Origin of the sequence: Telmatobacter bradus (assembly GCF_048629425.1) — a bacterium.
GTDB classification, from domain to species: Bacteria; Acidobacteriota; Terriglobia; order Terriglobales; family Acidobacteriaceae; genus Telmatobacter; species Telmatobacter bradus.
In genome coordinates this window covers 918,558-936,921 of the sequence record NZ_CP184532.1, presented here as the reverse complement: position 1 = coordinate 936,921, position 18,364 = coordinate 918,558, and the positions used below count along the sequence as shown (strand labels likewise).

The following is an 18,364-nucleotide window of genomic DNA, read 5'->3' as shown; positions in this document are numbered from 1 at the left end:
GCGACCACATACAATTGGAGCCGGAACTCTGCGGTTCTCTCGCGAAGACTCGCCCTTCGGTCCGAAGACCGACTGTACAGGGGCTTGAGTCTCCTAGGAAATTACCGGGCAGGCGACGGCGCCAAGGCGGCGGCCGCAACTCGCTGCTGGAATCCGCGCAGGAAGCTACATCTAAAGTGTAGCAACGCTGGCTTTGGAGCGTCAATGAAAGTTGACCGTGAAAGGGCTCTAATCCCACATTCCAGCAATTTTTTTCCCATTAGCCCACAAATAAGGCCGTTTTGCACGTGGAATGAGGCAGCGTGAAGCAGCTGTCAGTTTTTCCTTGCCACGGAAAAGACCTCCGGCAGACCTGAAGCCTTCTGTAACAACTTGAAAAGTTGAAAATCAGGTGCCCGGACCCAGCCAAAATCCAGCTGGAGGCAACGGTTGTGAACTAGGTTAGCCCCACGCTTCAGCGTGGGGAATGAGTCCCGTCAGGGACGAAGCAAGCCTTTCCCATTAGCCCTGCTGTGCCACGCGAAGCAGCTAGAGCATTTTCGGAATACACGTAGCCCTTTTTAAGGGCTTGCAAGGTGCATTTTTCTTGAGGAAAAAGGCACTTAGCGCCCAGCTTTCGGTCTACAGCAATTCCGAAAATGCTATGGCCCCACCGCAGGTGGTCCGCTACTCCTCGAAAATGAACAGGTTGTCGTCGGGGTCGGTGGTGGAGAAGCTCTTCTTCTGCTCCTCAATCGTCAAGCCAGCCACCTTGGCCTTCGCTTCTGCCTGCTTTAGATCGTCCACATGCAGGTAGAGCGCGGGTTTGCTGCCGGCTGGCTGCAGGCTGATCCACGGGGAAGGCTTTTCGGTGATCTGGATGTGCAGCCCCTGCCCTACGGACGTGACTGCAAAGCCCATCTGCTCATAGAACTTGCGGGCCGCTGCCTGATCGGGCGCGGCAAATTCAACGCCCACGATGGCCGTAGAGATACGGTTTGCGCCCAGATGCTGCCCCTGGTCCAGCATGTGTTTGGAGCCGGGCATGTACTGGGTGAACTCGGTGGTGCGACCATCGGGATCGTTGAAGGCGGTAATCAGATTGCCCGCGCCGGCCTTGTGAACCTGACCGGGCTGCAATCCGCGGCTGGCCAGCGCGGTGGCGTAGGCGGCCAGATCATCGGACTCATAGCAGACGTGCAGCCAGCCGAGCGGCTGGGCAGCCGCAAGCTGGGTATAGACCTCAATGAACTGGCGGTCGTTGATCTTGACGAAGATCTGGGTAACCTTGCCTTCCTTGTTGGTAAAGCTGAAGGAGGGCTGATAGCCAAGTTTGGCAAAGAAGGCCAGTTCTGCATCAGCATTGCTGGCGCGATAGGCCACGTGGGCAATGCCGCTGGCGGCCGGCTTCTGCGCCACGGCCACAAGACTGAAAACACAGGAAAGAACCAGGACGGACAAAAAAGAGCGAAGTTTCATGGTAGGCATTCTTCCTTTTCAAGCGCTCGAACAAACCCAATGTTCCCGTAAGCTATCCATCTTCCCACAGGAGACCACTTGCTGGGGAGGTGGGTCCTCGGTAGAGCTTCGCTCCTTCTTGCGCAGGAATGCCGGCCATGCGCTTGCTGCGCCTGGCCGGCATGAGGTTTTCCTGTTCCTACTGACTGACCTTGAAGCGATAGGTGAGTTGCGCATAGACCAGCGTCAGCGGAGCCCCATGCGTATGGCTGGTCATCACGTACCCAGGGAAGAAGTGACCTACGCCAAAGTTGCCCACATAGGACTTATGCCAGATGTACTTGCTGGAAGCATCAAAGCCGGTGCCAATGCCATCATGCAGTAAGCCTCCGGTAGGTGCAGTCACCACGCTCGACCCTGAACCACTGTAGACGTTATCGTGCCGATTGGCCACATGCAACGACTCCGCCTGGAAGAGCACCATCCAAGTCTTGGTCGGCTCAAAAAACAAATTGCCGCGCTCCTGTTTGATGTTCTCAAAGCCGAACAGATCCACCAGGCCGAAGACGTTGTGGTTGCTCGGGAACTGTTGGTCAAAGGTGCTGATGCGCTTCAGATTCACATGCGGATTGCCGGTGGCATAGTCGTACTCACCCTGCAGATGGAACTTCCAGGGCACGTCAGGAATGCGATAGCCGCCGCGCACAATGCCAGAACCCGAGTGAATCGAATCGTTGCTGTAGCTGCCACGCTGCAAATCGCCAGTACCAGAAGTATCAAAGTTGAAAGGCAGCTTGACCTCCCACGCCGAGCCAAAGGTGTACTCGGTCTCGCTGCCTACAATCTTCTGCAGACTGGTTACCCGCGGCAGAGCGCGCACCAGGAAGAAAGGCTGAATCGAGGTGTTGGGATGCAAGCCTGTTAGATTGCCCTCGATGCCATGAAAGGTCAAACCCGCTCCATGCTTGTCCAGACTGGTGGGAGCAATCGTCACCACCGATGAGGAAAACATGTCCACCCGGTTCTTTCCTCGGATCAGGCGCAGATCGATGGCATCAAACGTGCGGCTGGTCTGAGTCCAGTCGCTGATACCGATCACGCGCTCATCGCCAAACTTCAGCTCCTGCCTGCCCACAAACAATTGCGCCTGTTTCTGGTAGTGGAAGTTCAGATAGCCCTGACGCAGATCGAAGGTATCGCGCATATTGGAAGAGGTGTCGCGCAACGGCAGACCAAGCGCATGCAAATCATGAAACTGCGCAAAAAAGGTCAACCACGGCGCAGGCCGCACTTCCAGGCCGCCACGCACGCGTTCCAGTTCATAGAGACGATCTTTGCCCGACACATAGCCAAGCGCGGTCTGCTCTTCAGTACGGGCACGCAATTCCATGTTCAGCGTCATCCAGGACGGCACGCCCTGTACCTTAAAAGACTGCTCAATACCCTCTTTGCGAGGATAGATTTCTTGCTGTGCCGCCAGGTGCACGGTCGCTGCAAACAATGAGGCCAGCATCACGAGCCCCAAACTAAATCGGCCCACGATACGGGCATTACTCATCGATTGAAAAACAGGCATTGCATACCTCCGTAGAACGGGTATCCGCACACAAGAGAAACGGCGCGCGGTCCAAAGGATGTACTTCTGAGAAGACATCTGCACGTATCCAAAGATCGTCAACGGGGTAAAGATATTCAGAGTTTATTTAGAAATAAACCCTCACAGCGTGTCATGCAGTTGCAATACGGGAAGAGTTAGAGATAACTAATTAAGTTAGGGAAGTATCTTTCAAAGAACGACATTCCGCTCTGTCATTTTCCCGAAAAATTTCTCCTTCTTTTTCGCAAATCCTTTTTTTGGATAAAGCCAAATCGCTAGAGCCATCTCCAAAAAAAACACCGATCTCCTGAGCTACAAAAAGTGGCCCGGGCAAAATACCTTCTGCCCGGGCCACTTCTGTACTTCTGTATCTGACCCGCAATCAGCGAATGCGGAAGTTATAACCAATGCCGATCGAAAAGACCGGATAGAACTTCAGATCGTTCAGATCATTTTTGTACTTGGCGATCTGGCTCTGCAGGTTCGACTGCACGGTAGCGTCGGTGGCCACATTCACACAGTTGGCACCCGTGGAATCGCAGGCCTGGCCGCCGGTCAGGCTGACGTTGACGCCGGGAGTGCCAATCATGACCACGCCCATTTCAAAGGGGACCGACCAGTGGCCGCCCTTGCGCGAAATCAGATTGCCCCAACCGGTGGTGAACATAGCTTCAGGCTGGTTGTTATTCAAGACCACGCCACCGCTGCCGGTAATCGGATTGGATGCCGACGAATAATACTTAGTGTCGTTCAGCGTCAGATCCGTACCTCCATTGATCACAAAGGTGCCGTTGGCCCGGTTCTCGTTGTGAAAAATCACACCGGGGCTCAGACGGAAGCCGTGATGCGGGAAGGGATAAAAGTCCAGCAGAGCGCCGCCCGAGGCCAGATGCAAATTGCCGTTGACGGTGTAGCTGTCAATCTTCTGGTTGTTCAGGTTGTAGTTAAAGTAGTTGCCCACACCACGCAGGTTCAGGTAGCGGTCCACATTCACGGCAGCCTGCATGTTGATGCCCATGGCGGAGACGCCGCCGCTCAGGCCAATGCGCGAAAACGGCTTGACCTCCTGCTGCGGCTTTTTCGTTTTGGCCGGTGCGCCCACGTGGCTACGCGGAGTGGGACTCAGGCTGGGGTTCTGCAGGTCAGCAGGAGCCGAAGTGGTTTGGACAGCGGCCGACAAGGGCGCTGCAAGCAGGGGCGCGGCCAGTAAAGACGCCATCAGGCAAAGCGTAATTCGTTTCAAAAGGAGCCCTCCGAAAGATCGATGCTTCATGGCTGTTCGCGCTCAGGAACAGACAGAAGCTTCCCCGGATCAACATTACTTTTACATTTTGATCTGAACAGTGATTCCGGGATTTCTGCCATGGTAGCAGTTGTCTGCAGGAGGACAATGAATGAGTCTTCACTAAGAGAGACAAGATGCGGCCATAGAACCCATTTTGGGCTTATGGCGTTTTCGGAATGGACCTAGGCCGAAAGCTGGCTACCAAGTGGCTTTTTATCAGAGAACGGCCCCCTGCGTGCCCTTAGGGTCTATTCTCCGATTGCGGTACACCTAAGTTGCTCGAATGCCGTAATCTGAATGCGTGCCCACGCTGCTTGCTGCCAACCTGCCCATCCCCCAACTGCGCCGTCGCCTTCTCCACTGGTACGAGGTCAACCGGCGCGAGCTTCCCTGGCGCGAAAACCGCGACCCCTATCTAATCTGGATCAGCGAAATCATGCTGCAACAGACCCGCGTGGCGGTGGTGACAGATCGCTACAAAATCTTTGTCGCGCGCTTTCCCACCCTGGTCTCACTGGCGCTGGCTGAAGAAGCCGACGTGCTGGCGCTGTGGAGTGGCCTGGGCTACTACCGCCGTGCCCGCATGCTGTACAAGGCCGCCCAGTTTGTGGCCGACGTTCACCAGGGCAATCTGCCCAAAACGGCCGCCGAACTGCGCCAACTGCCCGGCATAGGGGACTATACGGCCGCAGCCATTGCCAGCATTGCGCACGGCGAGGCGATTGCGGTCATCGACGGCAACGTGCAGCGCGTCCTCTGCCGCCTGGCCGGCTGGGATGCGCCCTCGCGCACCGGCGGTACCACCATGCGCAAACGCATCGAAACGCTGGCCAATATGCTGCTGGACCCCAAGCATCCCGACAACTTCAACCAAGCCATGATGGAGCTGGGCGCAACCATCTGCACCCCGCGCTCGCCCAGTTGCGCACAATGCCCCTGGCAGCCACAATGCCAGACGCAAGGCGAACACAAGACCGCCGAACGACCCAAGATGACCAGCCGCCCGGTGAGCTACGCGCTCTCGGTGCGCATCAGCCCCAGCGCCCAGCCGTCGGCTGCCAAGGCGCTGCGCGAGGTGCTGCTGGAGCAGCGGCCCGCAGCGGAAACCGTCATGCCCGGCCTGTGGGAACTGCCCACACTACGCTCGGCCGATGTGCCGGAAAGCGATCTGCGCCTGACCCTGCGCCACGCCATTATGCAAGTGAACTACTACGTGCGGATTCGCACTGTTTTTGAAGACGATGTGCCGACCCTAGCCGTAGAGAACGGCGAACGGCGCTGGGTGCGGCTGGATGAAGCCACCCAACTGCCGCTGACGGGGCTGGCCCGCAAGGTACTTTCCCGCACGCGTCTGCTGCCGACGGCGCCACGCGATCAACTCAGCCCGGCCTGAGCGCGGCTTTGCCTGCAGTTTTTCTCATCTGCTGCCGCGCCTTACCGCCATGCGGTGCAAAACCGGCACAACCTGAACTTCGCGCAACTTCTCCGCCTGCAGGCGCATCCATTCAACCGGTAACACTGGGCGTGGTGGAGCAAAAGCCGCGCCGGGTGCAGGCAGTTTTTTCATCAACATTCACCCCAACATCTCGCAAGGAGAGACTATGGCTAGCAAGGCAAGTGCGGTTTGGACCGGTTCACTGAAGGAAGGCAAAGGCGCAATTTCGACGGCCACCGGAGTGCTGAGCAACGCGAACTACTCGTTCGCCACCCGTTTTGAGGATGACAACTCCAGCACCAACCCGGAAGAACTGATTGCCGCCGCGCATGCCGGCTGCTACTCGATGGCACTGGGCGCGATTCTGGGCGGCTCGGGTCTGACGCCGGAAAAGATTGAAACCTCGGCCGCCGTAACGCTGGCCAAGGTGGGCGACGGCTTTGCCATCACCCGCATTGCGCTCACCACCGTGGCCAAGGTCCCCGGCGCAACCCAGGAAGTTTTCGCCAAGGCTGCCAGCGACGCCAAGGCCGGCTGCCCGATCTCGAAGCTCTTCGCGGGCAACACCGAGATTGTGCTGGACGCCAAGCTGGTCTAAAAAATGTTTTTCTTCAGGCTTGCGGCAGGGAAATCCCCCAGCCGCAGCCTGCAGGAAAATTCGGCGACAAGCCACTAAAATCATTGTATTCATTGAATTTGTGTAAGTTTTCCACGGAAGCGATTTGACATTCCTCCCGTCTTCCCAGAGAATTGAAAATGTTGCTGGACGAGTGCAGCGCGCAAGCGTGAGGCATGAATCCTGTAGAAGTGCCGAAGTGGCGGAATTGGCAGACGCGCATGGTTCAGGTCCATGTACTCGCAAGGGTGTGGGGGTTCGAGTCCCTTCTTCGGCACCAAAATTTAAAAAATAGAAACACACAATAAATATTCAAGTCCTTCACACAGATCCAATCAGATCCAATCTCACCACATTTCAGATATTGCAAGCATGAAGACAGATTTCTTCTGCAAATTGCAATCCGTGAGCGTCTTTCCGCAATTTCTCTGCTGAAAATTTCCAACTCCGACGATGCGGCTCCGCTGCTAAGCAGATCTCACGTTGCTATAAATCTCGCTGCAATGCAAAAAACCGCCATGCGCGGTAAAGCGCATGGCGGTTTTTGGAGCTTGCTTACAGAGAAATGCTCAGAACGTGATTCAGGCGGCGCACAAATGTGGCAGGATCAGCCAGCGGAATGCCTTCCAGAAGCAAAGCCTGTTCCAGAAGCAGCCAGGCAGCATCTTCCGTAATGCCATCGTCGTTGCGCTTTAACAGCTTCTGCACAATCTCGTGATCGGGATTGATCTCCAGCGTCGGCTTGGCCGCAGGCAGGTCTTTCTGCCCCATGGCGCGCAGCATCTGCTGCATCCGCATGGAGGGCTCTTCCTCATCGCTGACGATGCAGGATGGGCTATCGGCCAGGCGCACCGATGCACGCACATCCTTCACCCGCTCACCGAGCGTCTGCTTCAGGCGCTCCAGCAACGGTTGCAGTTCCTTGCTCTTGTCTTCGCTGACCGCATCCTTGAGGTCTTCACTGGTCGCAGCCTTGTTGACCGACTTCAGCTCGATATCGCCATACTTTTCGATGCCGCCAAAGACGATCTCGTCGATGTCGTCATCGAGAATCAGTACCTCGATATCCTTCTTCTTGTAAATCTCCAGCAGGGGCGAGGTGCGCAGCAGAGTCTCAGTGCCGCCAGAGAGGAAGTAGATCGCCTTCTGCCCTTCCTGCATGCGGCTCTTCACCTCGGCCAGGCTGGTTAGCCCCTCCACCTTGGTGGACTTCACCCGAATCAGATCGAGCAGCACTTCACGGTTGGCATAGTCGCTGTACAGACCTTCCTTCAGCGGGCGATTGAAGTTCGCAATAAATTTCTGGTAATCCTCGGGACGGCTTTCGGAAACCTGCTTCAACTCGCTCAGGATCTTCTTCACGCTGGCCGTGCGGATCGCCTGCAATACGCGATTCTGCTGCAGAATCTCGCGGCTCACATTCAGCGGCAGATCCTCACTGTCGATAATGCCGCGAACAAAGCGCAGATACTGCGGCAAAAGCTCTTTGGCATCATCCATGATGAAGACGCGCTTCACGTAGAGCTTTACGCCGCTTTTGTAGTCGGAGTGAAACAGATCAAAAGGCGCCTGACTGGGAATATAGAAGAGCGTCGTGTATTCAAACGTGCCCTCGGCCTTGGTGTGGAACCAGAAAAGTGGGTCCTCCCAATCGCCGCTGATCGACTTATACAGATCCTTGTAATCCTCGTCCTTCAACTCACTTTTGGAGCGACGCCAAAGAGCGCTGGCGCTATTCACCTGCTCGGTGACGCGCTTCTCTTCGTTCTTCTTTTCTTCTGCATTCCACTCGCTCTTGTCGTAGGTCAAATAGATCGGAAAAGCGATGTGGTTGGAGTAGCGTCGCACGATCTCCTGCAGACGATTGCCATTCGCGTACGGCTCGCCTTCTTCATTGAAGTACAGCAGTACGGTGGTTCCCACCGCATCGCGCTCCGCCGGTTCAATCTCATAACCGGTCTTGCCGTCGCTCGTCCAGCGCCACGCCTTCTCTTCGCCAGCCTTGCGGCTGACAACTTCCACCTTGTCGGCCACCATATAGGCGGAGTAGAAGCCTACGCCAAACTGGCCAATCAGATTGGAATCCTTGCGCGCATCGCCGGAAAGCTGGGAGAGAAAATTCTTGGTTCCCGAGCGGGCAATCGTGCCCAGATGGCTGATCAGATCCGCTTCATTCATGCCGATGCCGTTATCGGCAATCGTCAGCGTCTTCTGCTCCGCATTGAGCGTCAGGTCGATACGCGGCTCAAAGGCCAATGACTTAAAGGCATCGTCGGTCAGGGTCAGATGACGCAACTTGTCGAGCGCATCGGAAGAGTTCGAGACCAACTCCCTCAGAAAGATTTCGGGATGCGAGTAAAGGCTATGAATGATCAGTTGCAGCAGTTGACTGACTTCGGTCTGAAATTCTTGTTTCGCCATGTTTCCTTATCCTGCCTCGGATTTCCTGGTATTTGCGCTCACGCTATGCAAAATCAGCGCAAACCCATCCACGCACGTTAAATCTTAGCAAACCAGGCGCAGATATTAAACACTAAATCTTAGTCAATAACATTCAACCATGGCACCAGCCCACCCCAGCCCGGCCCAATCCGCCCAGGCCAGCCGCACTCGCCCCATTGCTTGCCTCACGCAGGCAGAATGCCCGCAAGGCAAAGAACGATGGCGCAGGGCAACATTCAACACGTAAAATGTTTTCAATTTTAAATAGTCCGGGTCCGATATCCCTCCATGGCCCCGAGGAGAGCATGATGAAGAACGCCGTTCTTTGCTGCAGCGCATGGATACTGGCCGCAGCCATGGCCAGCACCGCCCAGCAGTTGCCCAAACCCACGCCGGAGATGCAGGCCATCATCGACAAGGACACCAGCCGCCACTTTGGCGATGCGCCGGCCGAAGCCAGTCCACTGGCCAGCGATCTTTCGCCCGCGCTCACCCCCGAGGCCATCGACAAGGTGACCCGCAAGGTGGCCGACTGGCAGCTCCAGCGCAGCGAGCCTTACTGGGATCAGATCTGGACCTCCAGCGTGATGTATGCCGGCTTCATGGCTGCTTCCGATCAGACCGGCAACCCCAAGTACCGCGACGCCATGGCCAAAATGGCCGCGGGCTTTCATTACGGCTTCCGCAACAAGCTGCCCAACGCCGACGACCAGAGCATTGCCCAGGCCTATTTGGAGCTGTATCTGGAGGGCCACAAGCAGAACAAGGAACTGCTCGACCAGACCCGTACGGCGCTTGATTCGGTAATCGGCCTGCCCACGCTGCGGCCGGGTGATGATCGCATCCCGTGGTGGTGGTGCGACTCCCTGTTCATGGCGCCGCCGGTGTGGGTCCGCATGTATGAGGCTACCGGCGAACCCAAATACGTGGACTACCTGAACACACAGTGGGCACGTACCTATGCCGTTCTGTGGGACAAGGACGAGCACCTGTACGCCCGTGACCAGAGCTACTTTGGCAAGCTGGGGCCGAACGGCAAAAAGATCTTCTGGTCGCGGGGCGAGGGCTGGGTGATGGGCGGTCTGGCGCGTACGATCGATTCCCTGCCCCAGGACGATCCGCACCGCGCCTTCTATTTGCAGAACCTGCGCGAGCTGGCCGCGCGGCTGGCCACACTGCAGGACAAGGACGGCCTGTGGCACGCGAGTCTGCTAGACGCCGAGCACTTTCCCGCCCCCGAGGTTTCCGGCTCGGCGCTGATCGTCTTTGGCATGGCCTACGGCGTGAACAAGGGCTATCTGGATGCGGCCACCTACCGGCCGGTGATTGAACGCGCCTGGCATGCCATGGTCAGCGAACACATCTACGCCGATGGCCGCCTGGGCGGCATTCAGCAGACCGGCGCGGAGCCTGCGTATTATCTGCCCTCCTCCAGCTTCAACTACGGCGTAGGCGGATTTCTGCTGGCAGCGGCCGAGTTGCACACCATGGTTACACCGCACCTTTCGGCCGACATTGTGGCCAACGTGGACGCCGCCGAATACGCCAAAAAGCATCTACCCTCGCCTGAGCATCCCAAGCTGAAGAACATTCTGCTGGTGGGCGACTCCACGATGCGCAACGGCAGCGGCGACGGCAAGAACAACCAGATGGGCTGGGGCGATGAGCTGGCCCAGTTCTTCGACACCAAGAAGGTGAACGTAGTGAACCGCGCCATTGGCGGACGCAGCTCCCGCACCTACATCACGGAAGGCCACTGGACCGAGACGCTCAAGCTGGTGAAGCCGGGCGATGTAATTCTGGTGCAGTTCGGCCACAACGATACGGGGCCCCTGGACGACCACGACCGCGCCCGTGGCAGCATCAATGGCGTGAGCGACGAGTCGAAAGATATCTACAATCCCGTGCGCCACGTGAACGAAACCGTCTACACCTTTGGCCGCTATCTGGATGAGTACGTAAAAGAGGGGCAGGCCAAGGGCGCAACCGTGATTCTGTGCTCCCTGGTGCCGCGCAAAAACTGGAAGGATGGCCACATTGAGCGGCAGACAAGCACCTATCGTGGCTGGACGCAGACGATTGCCGAACGCGACCATGTGGGCTTCATCGATCTGAATGAGATGGTGGGCCGCGTCTACGATCAGATGGGGCAGAACGCCGTCGAAGCCATGTTCGGCGACCCGCACACCCATACCACAGCCGCCGGCGCAACGCTGAACGCCGCAGCCGTGGTGAGCGGACTGAAGGCGCTCAAGGACGATCCGCTGGCCGATGATTTCTCGGCCAAGGGCAAGACCATCTCCGCCTACATACCGTAAATGTGCTGAGCAACCCAGGCTTGAATCTGTTTTGTTTGTCCCGGCTTCAGCCGTGACAAACAAAAGCCCAAGGGCTCTGGCCTTCAGGCCCTGAGGGATGTTTTTAGGCTATAGGCAGAAAACGTCCCTCAGCGGCTAAACAGGCTGCGGAAAAACTCTCTTGGGGCTCGGTTTTGAAAGGGCACGGCTTCAGCCGTGCCAAATAAACGCAATAAAATCAACAGGGCTTTAGCCCCTGAGGGACGTTTCTCTCCTGCCCCCCGCAAGGATTCAACCGTTTTTCCGCAGCCTGTGAAGCCGGTCCACTTTTACGCTCATTTTGGCACAGCTGAAGCCGTGCCCTTTCAAAACACACTTTCGTCATCTGCCTGACGCTGTTCCACCCGGAGCAGCGTCTTCTTTTGCACTGTGCACTTGCACGCCTATACTGGATCGCAACTCAAATTGAGGAAGGAAAAACCTCTCCAATGTTCACACTGAGTCGCCGTCATTTTCTTGCTACGGCCGCGTCTTCCGCCGTAACTTTGCGCCTTCATGCCCTGGAAAGTTCCGCTGTGCCCGCCACCCTCACACTGCCTGCCGAAACCCTGGGACCGCACGTTCCCGAGGACTTCCTCGGCCTTTCCTATGAAATTCAGCAACTGGTTGACCCCAAGTTCTTTTCCACCGAAAACACCGGACTGGTGGAGGCCTTCAAAAAGCTTTCCAGCAAAGGCGTGCTGCGGCTGGGCGGCAACACCAGCGAGTTTGCCTGCTGGATGCCTACAGCCAACACGCCCGAACCCGCGCATCCGCCCACGCGTGAAGTAGAAGGCGAACCCAAGGCCCGCTATTACGCCGTTCGTGCAGAGGCCGTCGATAATCTGGCCGGATTTCTGCAGGCCACGGGCTGGAGCTGCCTCTACGGCATCGGCATGGGCACCAACACACCCGACCGTGCCGCCGACGAAGCTGCCTACGTGGCCAAAACGCTCGGCCACAACCTGCAATACTTCCAGCTGGGCAATGAGGTGGATCTTTTCGACCGCCACCTGCGCGATCCCAAAACGTGGTCGACGGAAACGTATCTGGAGGAGTGGCTCACGCTCGCCCGCGCCATTGTGGCCCGCGTGCCCGATGCGCGCTTCGGCCTGCCCGACGTGGCCAGCAATGTGAACTGGCTGACCGGCGTGGCGGCCAAGTGGGCCACGGTTGAAAATCCGCCGCACATTACCACCCTCAGCCATCACTACTACTTCAACGGCCCGGCCACCAATCCGGCGGTGAACATACCCAACCTGCTGAAGCCGGAGACGATGGTCCGGGTGCAGCAGATGGCCGACACTGCCACGGCCGCCGCAAACAAAATGGGCGTGCGTGTACGCATGACCGAGGGCAACAGTTGCTATCGCGGCGGCAAGCCCGGCGTGAGCGATGTTTTTGCCGCCGCGCTCTGGTCCGCCGACTATGCGCTGTATCTGGCCACGAACAACTATTCCGGCATCAATCTGCATGGCGGAACCGGCAGGTCAACGGCTGACTCGGTGGGCGGCGTCTTCCCCGGTGACGTCATGCTGCGGGAACAGGGCCTGATGGAAGAGCAGGTGCAGAGCCATCCACATCCTTTCTACACGCCCATTGGAACCTTCAACGGGCATTACGAACTGCAGCCTGTGGGCTACGGCCTGCAGTTTGCGGCAAGGCTGAACGGCGGCACGCTGCTCAAGGCCGATCTGACAGCGGCGCTGCAGGCGGCAGGTGTGAATGCCACGGCCTACGCAGCCAAACTGGCCGACGGCAGCACGACTCTGATCGTCCTCAACAAGGACCTGGAAAAAGACGTGGAGCTGACCGTAAACTTTGGCGCAGGCAAACACGGCATGGCCAGCGTGGAAACTCTGACCGCAGCAGCTCTCGACAGCCGCACGGCACAACTGGCTGCAGGCAAAGCCATCCGTGTGCAGGGGGGCCGGGCACAGATCAAAGTGCCGCATGCCTCCGCACTGCGCCTGACTCTGCGTGGCTGATTTTTACTCCCAAACCAAAGGCCGCTCTGCATCAAGAGCGGCCTTTCCTCTTTCTGGCTTCTGATTTCACCCACAACTTAAAAAACACCGGTGCACGGCAAGAATTCCAGAGGCCAGAAAACGATATAATTCTCATGGGACAGAGCGATGCTTCATACCATCGCTCCCAGCCGTGCGAAAGTGGCGGAATTGGCAGACGCACCAGACTTAGGATCTGGCGGAGCAATCCATGGGGGTTCGAGTCCCCCCTTTCGCACCATAAAGCAGCTCTCAGCTTTCAGTTCATCCAGTTGCAATCCCCCACATTCGTTCAGTCCCCTAGTCCCTCTTTGCCACTCCCCTCGCAAACGTCATCACATTCATGGGCGCACGCTGCTGGCGCAGTTCGCTGGCCATGAACTTCATGTAGGGATCGATGTGGCGGAAGAAGTGCTTGTAGGCGGCGCAGAGGTAATTCAGCCCATACTCGCCATCCTCGGTCTTCAGAAAACGATGCTTGGGGCACTCGCCGTTGCAGGCAAACAGCACGTCGCACTCGCGGCAGGCGCGGGGCAAGCCCAGTTCCTTGTTCTGGCCGAACTTGCGCTGCTGGGGAAGAACAGCCAACTGGCCGATGGGCTTTTGCAGAATGTTGCCCAGCTTGTTCTCCGGGTAGACAAAGTGATCGCAGGAGTAGAGGTCGCCGTTGTGTTCGAGGGCCAGCGCATTGCCGCACTGGCGGGCAAAGACGCACAGGCTTGGCTCCAGTCCCATCCATGCTTCCAGTGCCACGTCGAAGAGGTTCACGAAGACCCGCGCCACATCATTGCGTACCCACTCATCAAAGATGGTGGTAAGAAAGACGCCGTACTGCTGCGGATCCACCGACCACTCGGAGACCTGCGTGGCGGTGCGTGCATAAGGCTTGAGCAGGCGCAATCCACTGGCGTCAGGCTCAGCGGCCATCTCTTCCACGATGGGAATGTACTGGTGGTACTGGCTGCCAATCTCCTTCAGAAAGCGATAGACCTCCAGCGGATGCTGGGAGTTGAGATTGTTGACGACGGTCAGTGTGTTGAACTCGACGCCATGCTTTTTAAGCACGCCCAGACCGCGCAGTACGCGCTCGTGCGTGGGCTTGCTGCCTTTGTCCACGCGGTAGGCATCGTGCAGTTCGGCGGGGCCGTCAATGGACAGGCCCACCAGAAAATGATTGCGGGCAAGAAACTCACCCCAGTGATCGTCAAGCAACGTGCCGTTGGTCTGGAAGGAATTTTCCACGCGCTTGCCACCCGCATGTTTGGCCTGCAGCGCTACCACGCGCTCAAAAAACTCCACCCCCAGCAGCGTAGGTTCACCGCCCTGCCAGGCAAAGATCACCGAAGGCCGGTCCTGCGACTGCAGATACTGCTGGATGTAGCTCTCCAGAAGCTCGTCGCGCATGCGAAAGCTCTTGGCGTCGCCCTTGTAGAGAGCTTCCTTTTCCAGATAGAAGCAATAGGTGCAATCCAGATTGCAGATCGGCCCCGTGGGCTTGGTCATGACATGAAAGTTGGCCATAGGTTCCTCTGCGAGACCTCGTATAAAAATTACTTCTGCGGCGCGGCCTCAATGTGAATGCCGCACTCCACCTTGTGACCCGCCCAACGGCCTGAGCGTGGATCGTTCGGATCGAGCGGCAGCGTGGTACAGGGCTCACAGCCAATCGAGGAATAGCCCTTGTCGTAAAGCGAAAGGCGCGGAATCGCCAGCTGCTCACAGGCGTACCACACATCGCGCGTCGTCCAGTCGGCCAGCGGCGCTAGCTTGAGCACTTGCTTGTCTCCGGGCAGATGGAAGATGGAGGATACCTCCAGCTCGGCGCGGCTTTTGGCCTGCTCGCGACGCAGCCCGGTAATCCACACGCGGTACTCTGCCACGGCCTTGAAGAGCGGCTCGACCTTGCGTAGTTTGCAACACTGGTCGGGCGCACTCTGGTAGAGCTTGCCGAACTCAGCCTCCTGCCCGGCCACGGTTTGGGCGGGCAGCAGGTTGGCCAGGTTCAGATTCCACGCGCTTGCTAGTTGGTCACGATACTCATAGACCTCGCGGAAGTGATAGCCGGTATCGAGGAAGAGCACCGGAATCTTTGCATCCAGTTCGAGCGCGAGCTTGAGGAGAAGGACGTCTTCGGCCTGAAAGCTACAGGTCAGGCATACATCGCCCGCACCCTTCACCTCAGCGACCAAAGCCGCGCGCACTGCAGCCAGCTTGGCATTCACGGCTTCATTGATCTCTGCAGTACTCATCTACAGCCCCACCCTTTCCACGTCGAAGAGGATCTTTGCCTCGTGCAGCAGACGGTGTACACCCGCAATCACCGCCGCAGGATTCGCGCCATCCACCAGCAATTTGCGCTCGCCCACCCGCGCCAGCAGTTGCTCCTCATCATTGCGCGTGGTCAGCAGAACCAGCAGGCCGGCTTTGGCTTCGATCTTGAGCAGCGTTGCGAACAGATCAGGCTGCGTGACCTTTGCCTCATCGGTGCTTTCAATGCGGCGCGTAATCACGCCTGCGGCAAACAGCGAGCGCTCCACGCGATCCATCAGCTCTTCCGGACCATCGAGCGCCAGCACGCCACCAGAGTGGCCCCAACGCGCAGCGCGTTCTTCCGCCGTCACGGGACCCGTAGCTTCCGCCACATCGTCCACGCCATCACCGGTGTCTGCATCTATGGCCGTCACCATGCCCGCGCCCACCGTGCCGTTGGTAATCGGGTCAATCAGGATGAATGCGCCGGTGGCACGATTTTCCCCATAGCGATCAAACGCCACCGGACGCAGCAACTCAAGATTCACGCTGCCAATGCCGTTCATGCCCAGCTCAGCAGCGGCTTCATGCGCAAGCGTGGCAATGTTGGTGCGGTGGTTGAGCGCGCGCACGTAGGCTGGCGCGGTGTGGCTGGTGTGCTTCACCAGATAGCGTTTGTCCAGTACCAGCGGCTTCTCGTCCATCCATACCAGCGAGGCCGTTACGTGGCGCGACACCTCGGGCAGCGCATCGGCTGAGGCAATCAGATCGCCACGGCTGATGTCGATCTCGCGGTCCAGCACCAGCGTCACCGAGAGCGGCGCACGAGCTTCGTTCAGGTCACCATCATAGGTAACAATGCGGGCAATCTTCGCTTCGCGGCCCGAAGGCAACGCCCGCACCGCATCGCCCACGCACACAATGCCGGAAGCAATCTGCCCGGCAAATCCGCGAAAGGTGTGGTCGGGACGAATCACGCGCTGCACCGGAAAACGAAAGCCTGCGTCGAGTGCTCCATCGGTGGGCGGAAGCGCTTCCAGCAGCTCCAGCAGCGACGCGCCGGTGTACCACGGCATGGCGTCGGTTTTGTGCACCACGTTATCGCCCGCCAAAGCGCTGACGGGAACAAAGGTCAGATCAACCGCGTTGCCGGTATCGGCTGCAATCTTGCCGAGCACATCGCGGAAGTCCGCTTCAATAGCACGGAAAGCACGTTCTTCGTAGCCGATCAAGTCCATCTTATTGACGGCCACAATCACGTTGCGCACCCGCAGCAGCGAGGCGATGAAGGCGTGACGACGCGACTGGATCAGCACGCCCTTGCTGGCGTCCACCAGCACCACGGCGGCGTCGGCCGTGGATGCGCCAGTAGCCATGTTGCGGGTGTACTGCTCATGGCCGGGCGTATCGGCGATGATGAACTTCCTCTTCGCCGTGGAAAAGTAGCGGTAGGCAACGTCAATGGTGATGCCCTGTTCACGCTCCGCGCGCAGGCCGTCGGTGAGCAGCGCAAAATCAATCTGCCCCGGCGCAGTGGTGCCCTTGCCTTCAATCGAGCGCACCTGATCTTCGTAGACCGATTGCGTGTCGTAGAGCAGGCGGCCAATCAACGTGCTCTTGCCGTCGTCCACGCTGCCGGCAGTGGAGAAGCGCAACAGGTCCTTCTGCTGATCCTCGGCAAGATACTGGTCGATACTGCGGTCGTTTTGATTTTGCCTGTTTTGATTTTGCCCGTTTTGATTTTGATCGATCGAATAACTCGCCATTAAAAGTAGCCCTCCCGCTTCTTCAGCTCCATGGAGCCTTCCTGGTCGTGGTCGATGACGCGATTGGCGCGTTCACTGGAGCGGAAGCTGAGCAGTTCGTTGATGATCTTGGGAATCGTGTCGGCCTCGCTGCGGATGGCGCCCGTGCAGGGGCTGCAGCCAAGCGAACGCAGGCGGCTCTTCACCAGTTGCGGCTGCTCGCCGGGCAGCGCCACAAACGACTGCTCGATGGGAATCAGCGACTCGCCACGCACGTACATGGGGCGCTCTTTGGCGTAGTAAAGATCGACGATGGGAATGTTTTCCAGGTGGATGTACTGCCACACGTCCATCTCGGTCCAGTTGGAAAGCGGAAAGACGCGGATGCTTTCGCCCGGATACACGCGGGCGTTGTAGAGGTTCCACAGCTCGGGGCGCTGGTTCTTGGGGTCCCACTGTCCGGCGCCATCGCGGAAGCTGTAGATGCGCTCCTTGGCGCGGGACTTTTCTTCATCGCGCCGCGCTCCGCCAAAGGCCGCGTCAAAGTTGTAATGCTTCAGCGCGTCCAGCAGGGCCTGCGTCTTCAGCAGCGCGCAGCAGCGCTTGGTATCGAGCGCCACAGGATTGGTTCCGGCAGCAATGGCCGACTCATTGCGCCACACCAACAGCTCAGCATTCAGAGACTTGGCCATCTGGTCGCGGAAGGTGAGCATCTCGGCAAACTTGAAGCCGGTGTCCACATGCAGCAGCGGAAACGGAATCGTGCCCGGATAAAATGCCTTCTCCGCCAGCCGCAGCATCACGGAAGAGTCCTTGCCGATGGAGTAGAGCATCACCGGCCGCTCAAACTCGCTGGCCACCTCGCGCAGAATGTGAATGCTTTCGGCCTCGAGCAGCCGCAGATGGCTTAAACGTTGCGGATCAAGCCTGGAAGGGAGGGGTGCATGAAGCTGAATTGCGTCTACCGACATCTGTACCTCATTCGTAGAGATTCACTGTGGCCGGGAAGAAGCTGGAAATGTGCGCGACCCGGACCATTGCGGCTGCGGGTGCGTCTTCTGGCGCCTGATAGGGGAACAGGAGGGAAAGACTAATTACACCCGTCAAAGTGCATTGACAGGCAACAACAGCACGAGCTGGAGAAAGCGCGGACCATGTACTCAAGATGCTAACAAATGCCGCCCGGATGAACAAATTTGGCCAAAAGCTGCTGTG

General features: G+C 58.0%; 12 protein-coding genes and 2 tRNA genes. 6 read left to right on the top strand and 8 right to left on the bottom strand.

Translation table 11 applies throughout. The features are described from left to right. Positions 1-666: 666 nt before the first annotated feature. The 3 genes from ACOBR2_RS03980 to ACOBR2_RS03970 form a co-directional block, all read right to left on the bottom strand. Positions 667-1,458 carry a VOC family protein gene (locus ACOBR2_RS03980; protein ID WP_420238767.1) on the bottom strand — a complete coding sequence of 264 codons (792 nt, stop codon included), beginning with the start codon at positions 1,456-1,458 and terminating at the stop codon, positions 667-669. A 178-nt stretch (positions 1,459-1,636) separates the two neighbouring features. Continuing rightward, positions 1,637-3,013, bottom strand: coding sequence for an alginate export family protein (locus tag ACOBR2_RS03975; protein WP_420238766.1), 1,377 nt, complete (start codon positions 3,011-3,013; stop codon positions 1,637-1,639). A 403-nt stretch (positions 3,014-3,416) separates the two neighbouring features. Beyond that, positions 3,417-4,277, bottom strand: coding sequence for a hypothetical protein (locus ACOBR2_RS03970; protein WP_420238765.1), 861 nt, complete (start codon positions 4,275-4,277; stop codon positions 3,417-3,419). Positions 4,278-4,620: 343 nt separating this feature from the next. On the opposite strand from ACOBR2_RS03970, the gene ACOBR2_RS03965 reads away from it, so the two are divergent. The 3 genes from ACOBR2_RS03965 (at position 4,621) to ACOBR2_RS03955 (ending at position 6,650) form a co-directional block, all read left to right on the top strand. Further along, positions 4,621-5,712 carry an A/G-specific adenine glycosylase gene (locus tag ACOBR2_RS03965; RefSeq protein ID WP_420238764.1) on the top strand — a complete coding sequence of 364 codons (1,092 nt, stop codon included), beginning with the start codon at positions 4,621-4,623 and terminating at the stop codon, positions 5,710-5,712. 208 nt (positions 5,713-5,920) lie between these two features. Next, positions 5,921-6,352 carry an OsmC family protein gene (locus ACOBR2_RS03960; protein WP_420238763.1) on the top strand — a complete coding sequence of 144 codons (432 nt, stop codon included), beginning with the start codon at positions 5,921-5,923 and terminating at the stop codon, positions 6,350-6,352. Between the two features lie 211 nt (positions 6,353-6,563). Next, positions 6,564-6,650, top strand: a tRNA-Leu gene (locus ACOBR2_RS03955). 275 nt (positions 6,651-6,925) lie between these two features. Here ACOBR2_RS03955 and htpG read toward each other — a convergent pair. Continuing rightward, positions 6,926-8,791: a molecular chaperone HtpG gene (htpG, locus tag ACOBR2_RS03950; RefSeq protein WP_420238762.1), complete on the bottom strand. Its 1,866-nt coding sequence runs from the start codon at positions 8,789-8,791 to the stop codon at positions 6,926-6,928. A gap of 326 nt (positions 8,792-9,117) precedes the next feature. Between htpG and ACOBR2_RS03945 the strand changes: the two genes are divergently transcribed. From ACOBR2_RS03945 to ACOBR2_RS03935, 3 genes are all read left to right on the top strand, one after another. Next, on the top strand, positions 9,118-11,130 hold the full coding sequence (locus tag ACOBR2_RS03945) for a glycoside hydrolase family 88 protein (RefSeq protein ID WP_420238761.1): 2,013 nt from the start codon (positions 9,118-9,120) through the stop codon (positions 11,128-11,130). A 467-nt stretch (positions 11,131-11,597) separates the two neighbouring features. Beyond that, positions 11,598-13,136 (top strand): hypothetical protein, encoded by a 1,539-nt coding sequence (locus ACOBR2_RS03940; protein WP_420238760.1) that lies wholly within the window; start codon positions 11,598-11,600, stop codon positions 13,134-13,136. 174 nt (positions 13,137-13,310) lie between these two features. After that, a tRNA-Leu gene (locus ACOBR2_RS03935) sits at positions 13,311-13,395 on the top strand. 59 nt (positions 13,396-13,454) lie between these two features. Here the strand turns inward: ACOBR2_RS03935 and ACOBR2_RS03930 are convergent. From ACOBR2_RS03930 to cysD, 4 genes are read right to left on the bottom strand one after another with little or no spacing between them, the layout of a single operon-like run. Beyond that, positions 13,455-14,675, bottom strand: coding sequence for an anaerobic sulfatase-maturation protein (locus tag ACOBR2_RS03930; protein ID WP_420238759.1), 1,221 nt, complete (start codon positions 14,673-14,675; stop codon positions 13,455-13,457). 29 nt (positions 14,676-14,704) lie between these two features. Then, the gene (locus ACOBR2_RS03925; protein WP_420238758.1) at positions 14,705-15,403 is read right to left on the bottom strand and encodes a phosphoadenylyl-sulfate reductase; all 699 of its coding nucleotides are present in this window, start codon (positions 15,401-15,403) and stop codon (positions 14,705-14,707) included. Further along, the gene (gene cysN, locus ACOBR2_RS03920; protein ID WP_420238757.1) at positions 15,404-17,170 is read right to left on the bottom strand and encodes a sulfate adenylyltransferase subunit CysN; all 1,767 of its coding nucleotides are present in this window, start codon (positions 17,168-17,170) and stop codon (positions 15,404-15,406) included. Continuing rightward, complete coding sequence (gene cysD, locus ACOBR2_RS03915; RefSeq protein WP_420238756.1) at positions 17,170-18,120, bottom strand: sulfate adenylyltransferase subunit CysD; 951 nt, start codon at positions 18,118-18,120, stop codon at positions 17,170-17,172. Before cysD ends, cysN begins: the two co-directional genes overlap by 1 nt. Positions 18,121-18,364: the final 244 nt, after the last annotated feature.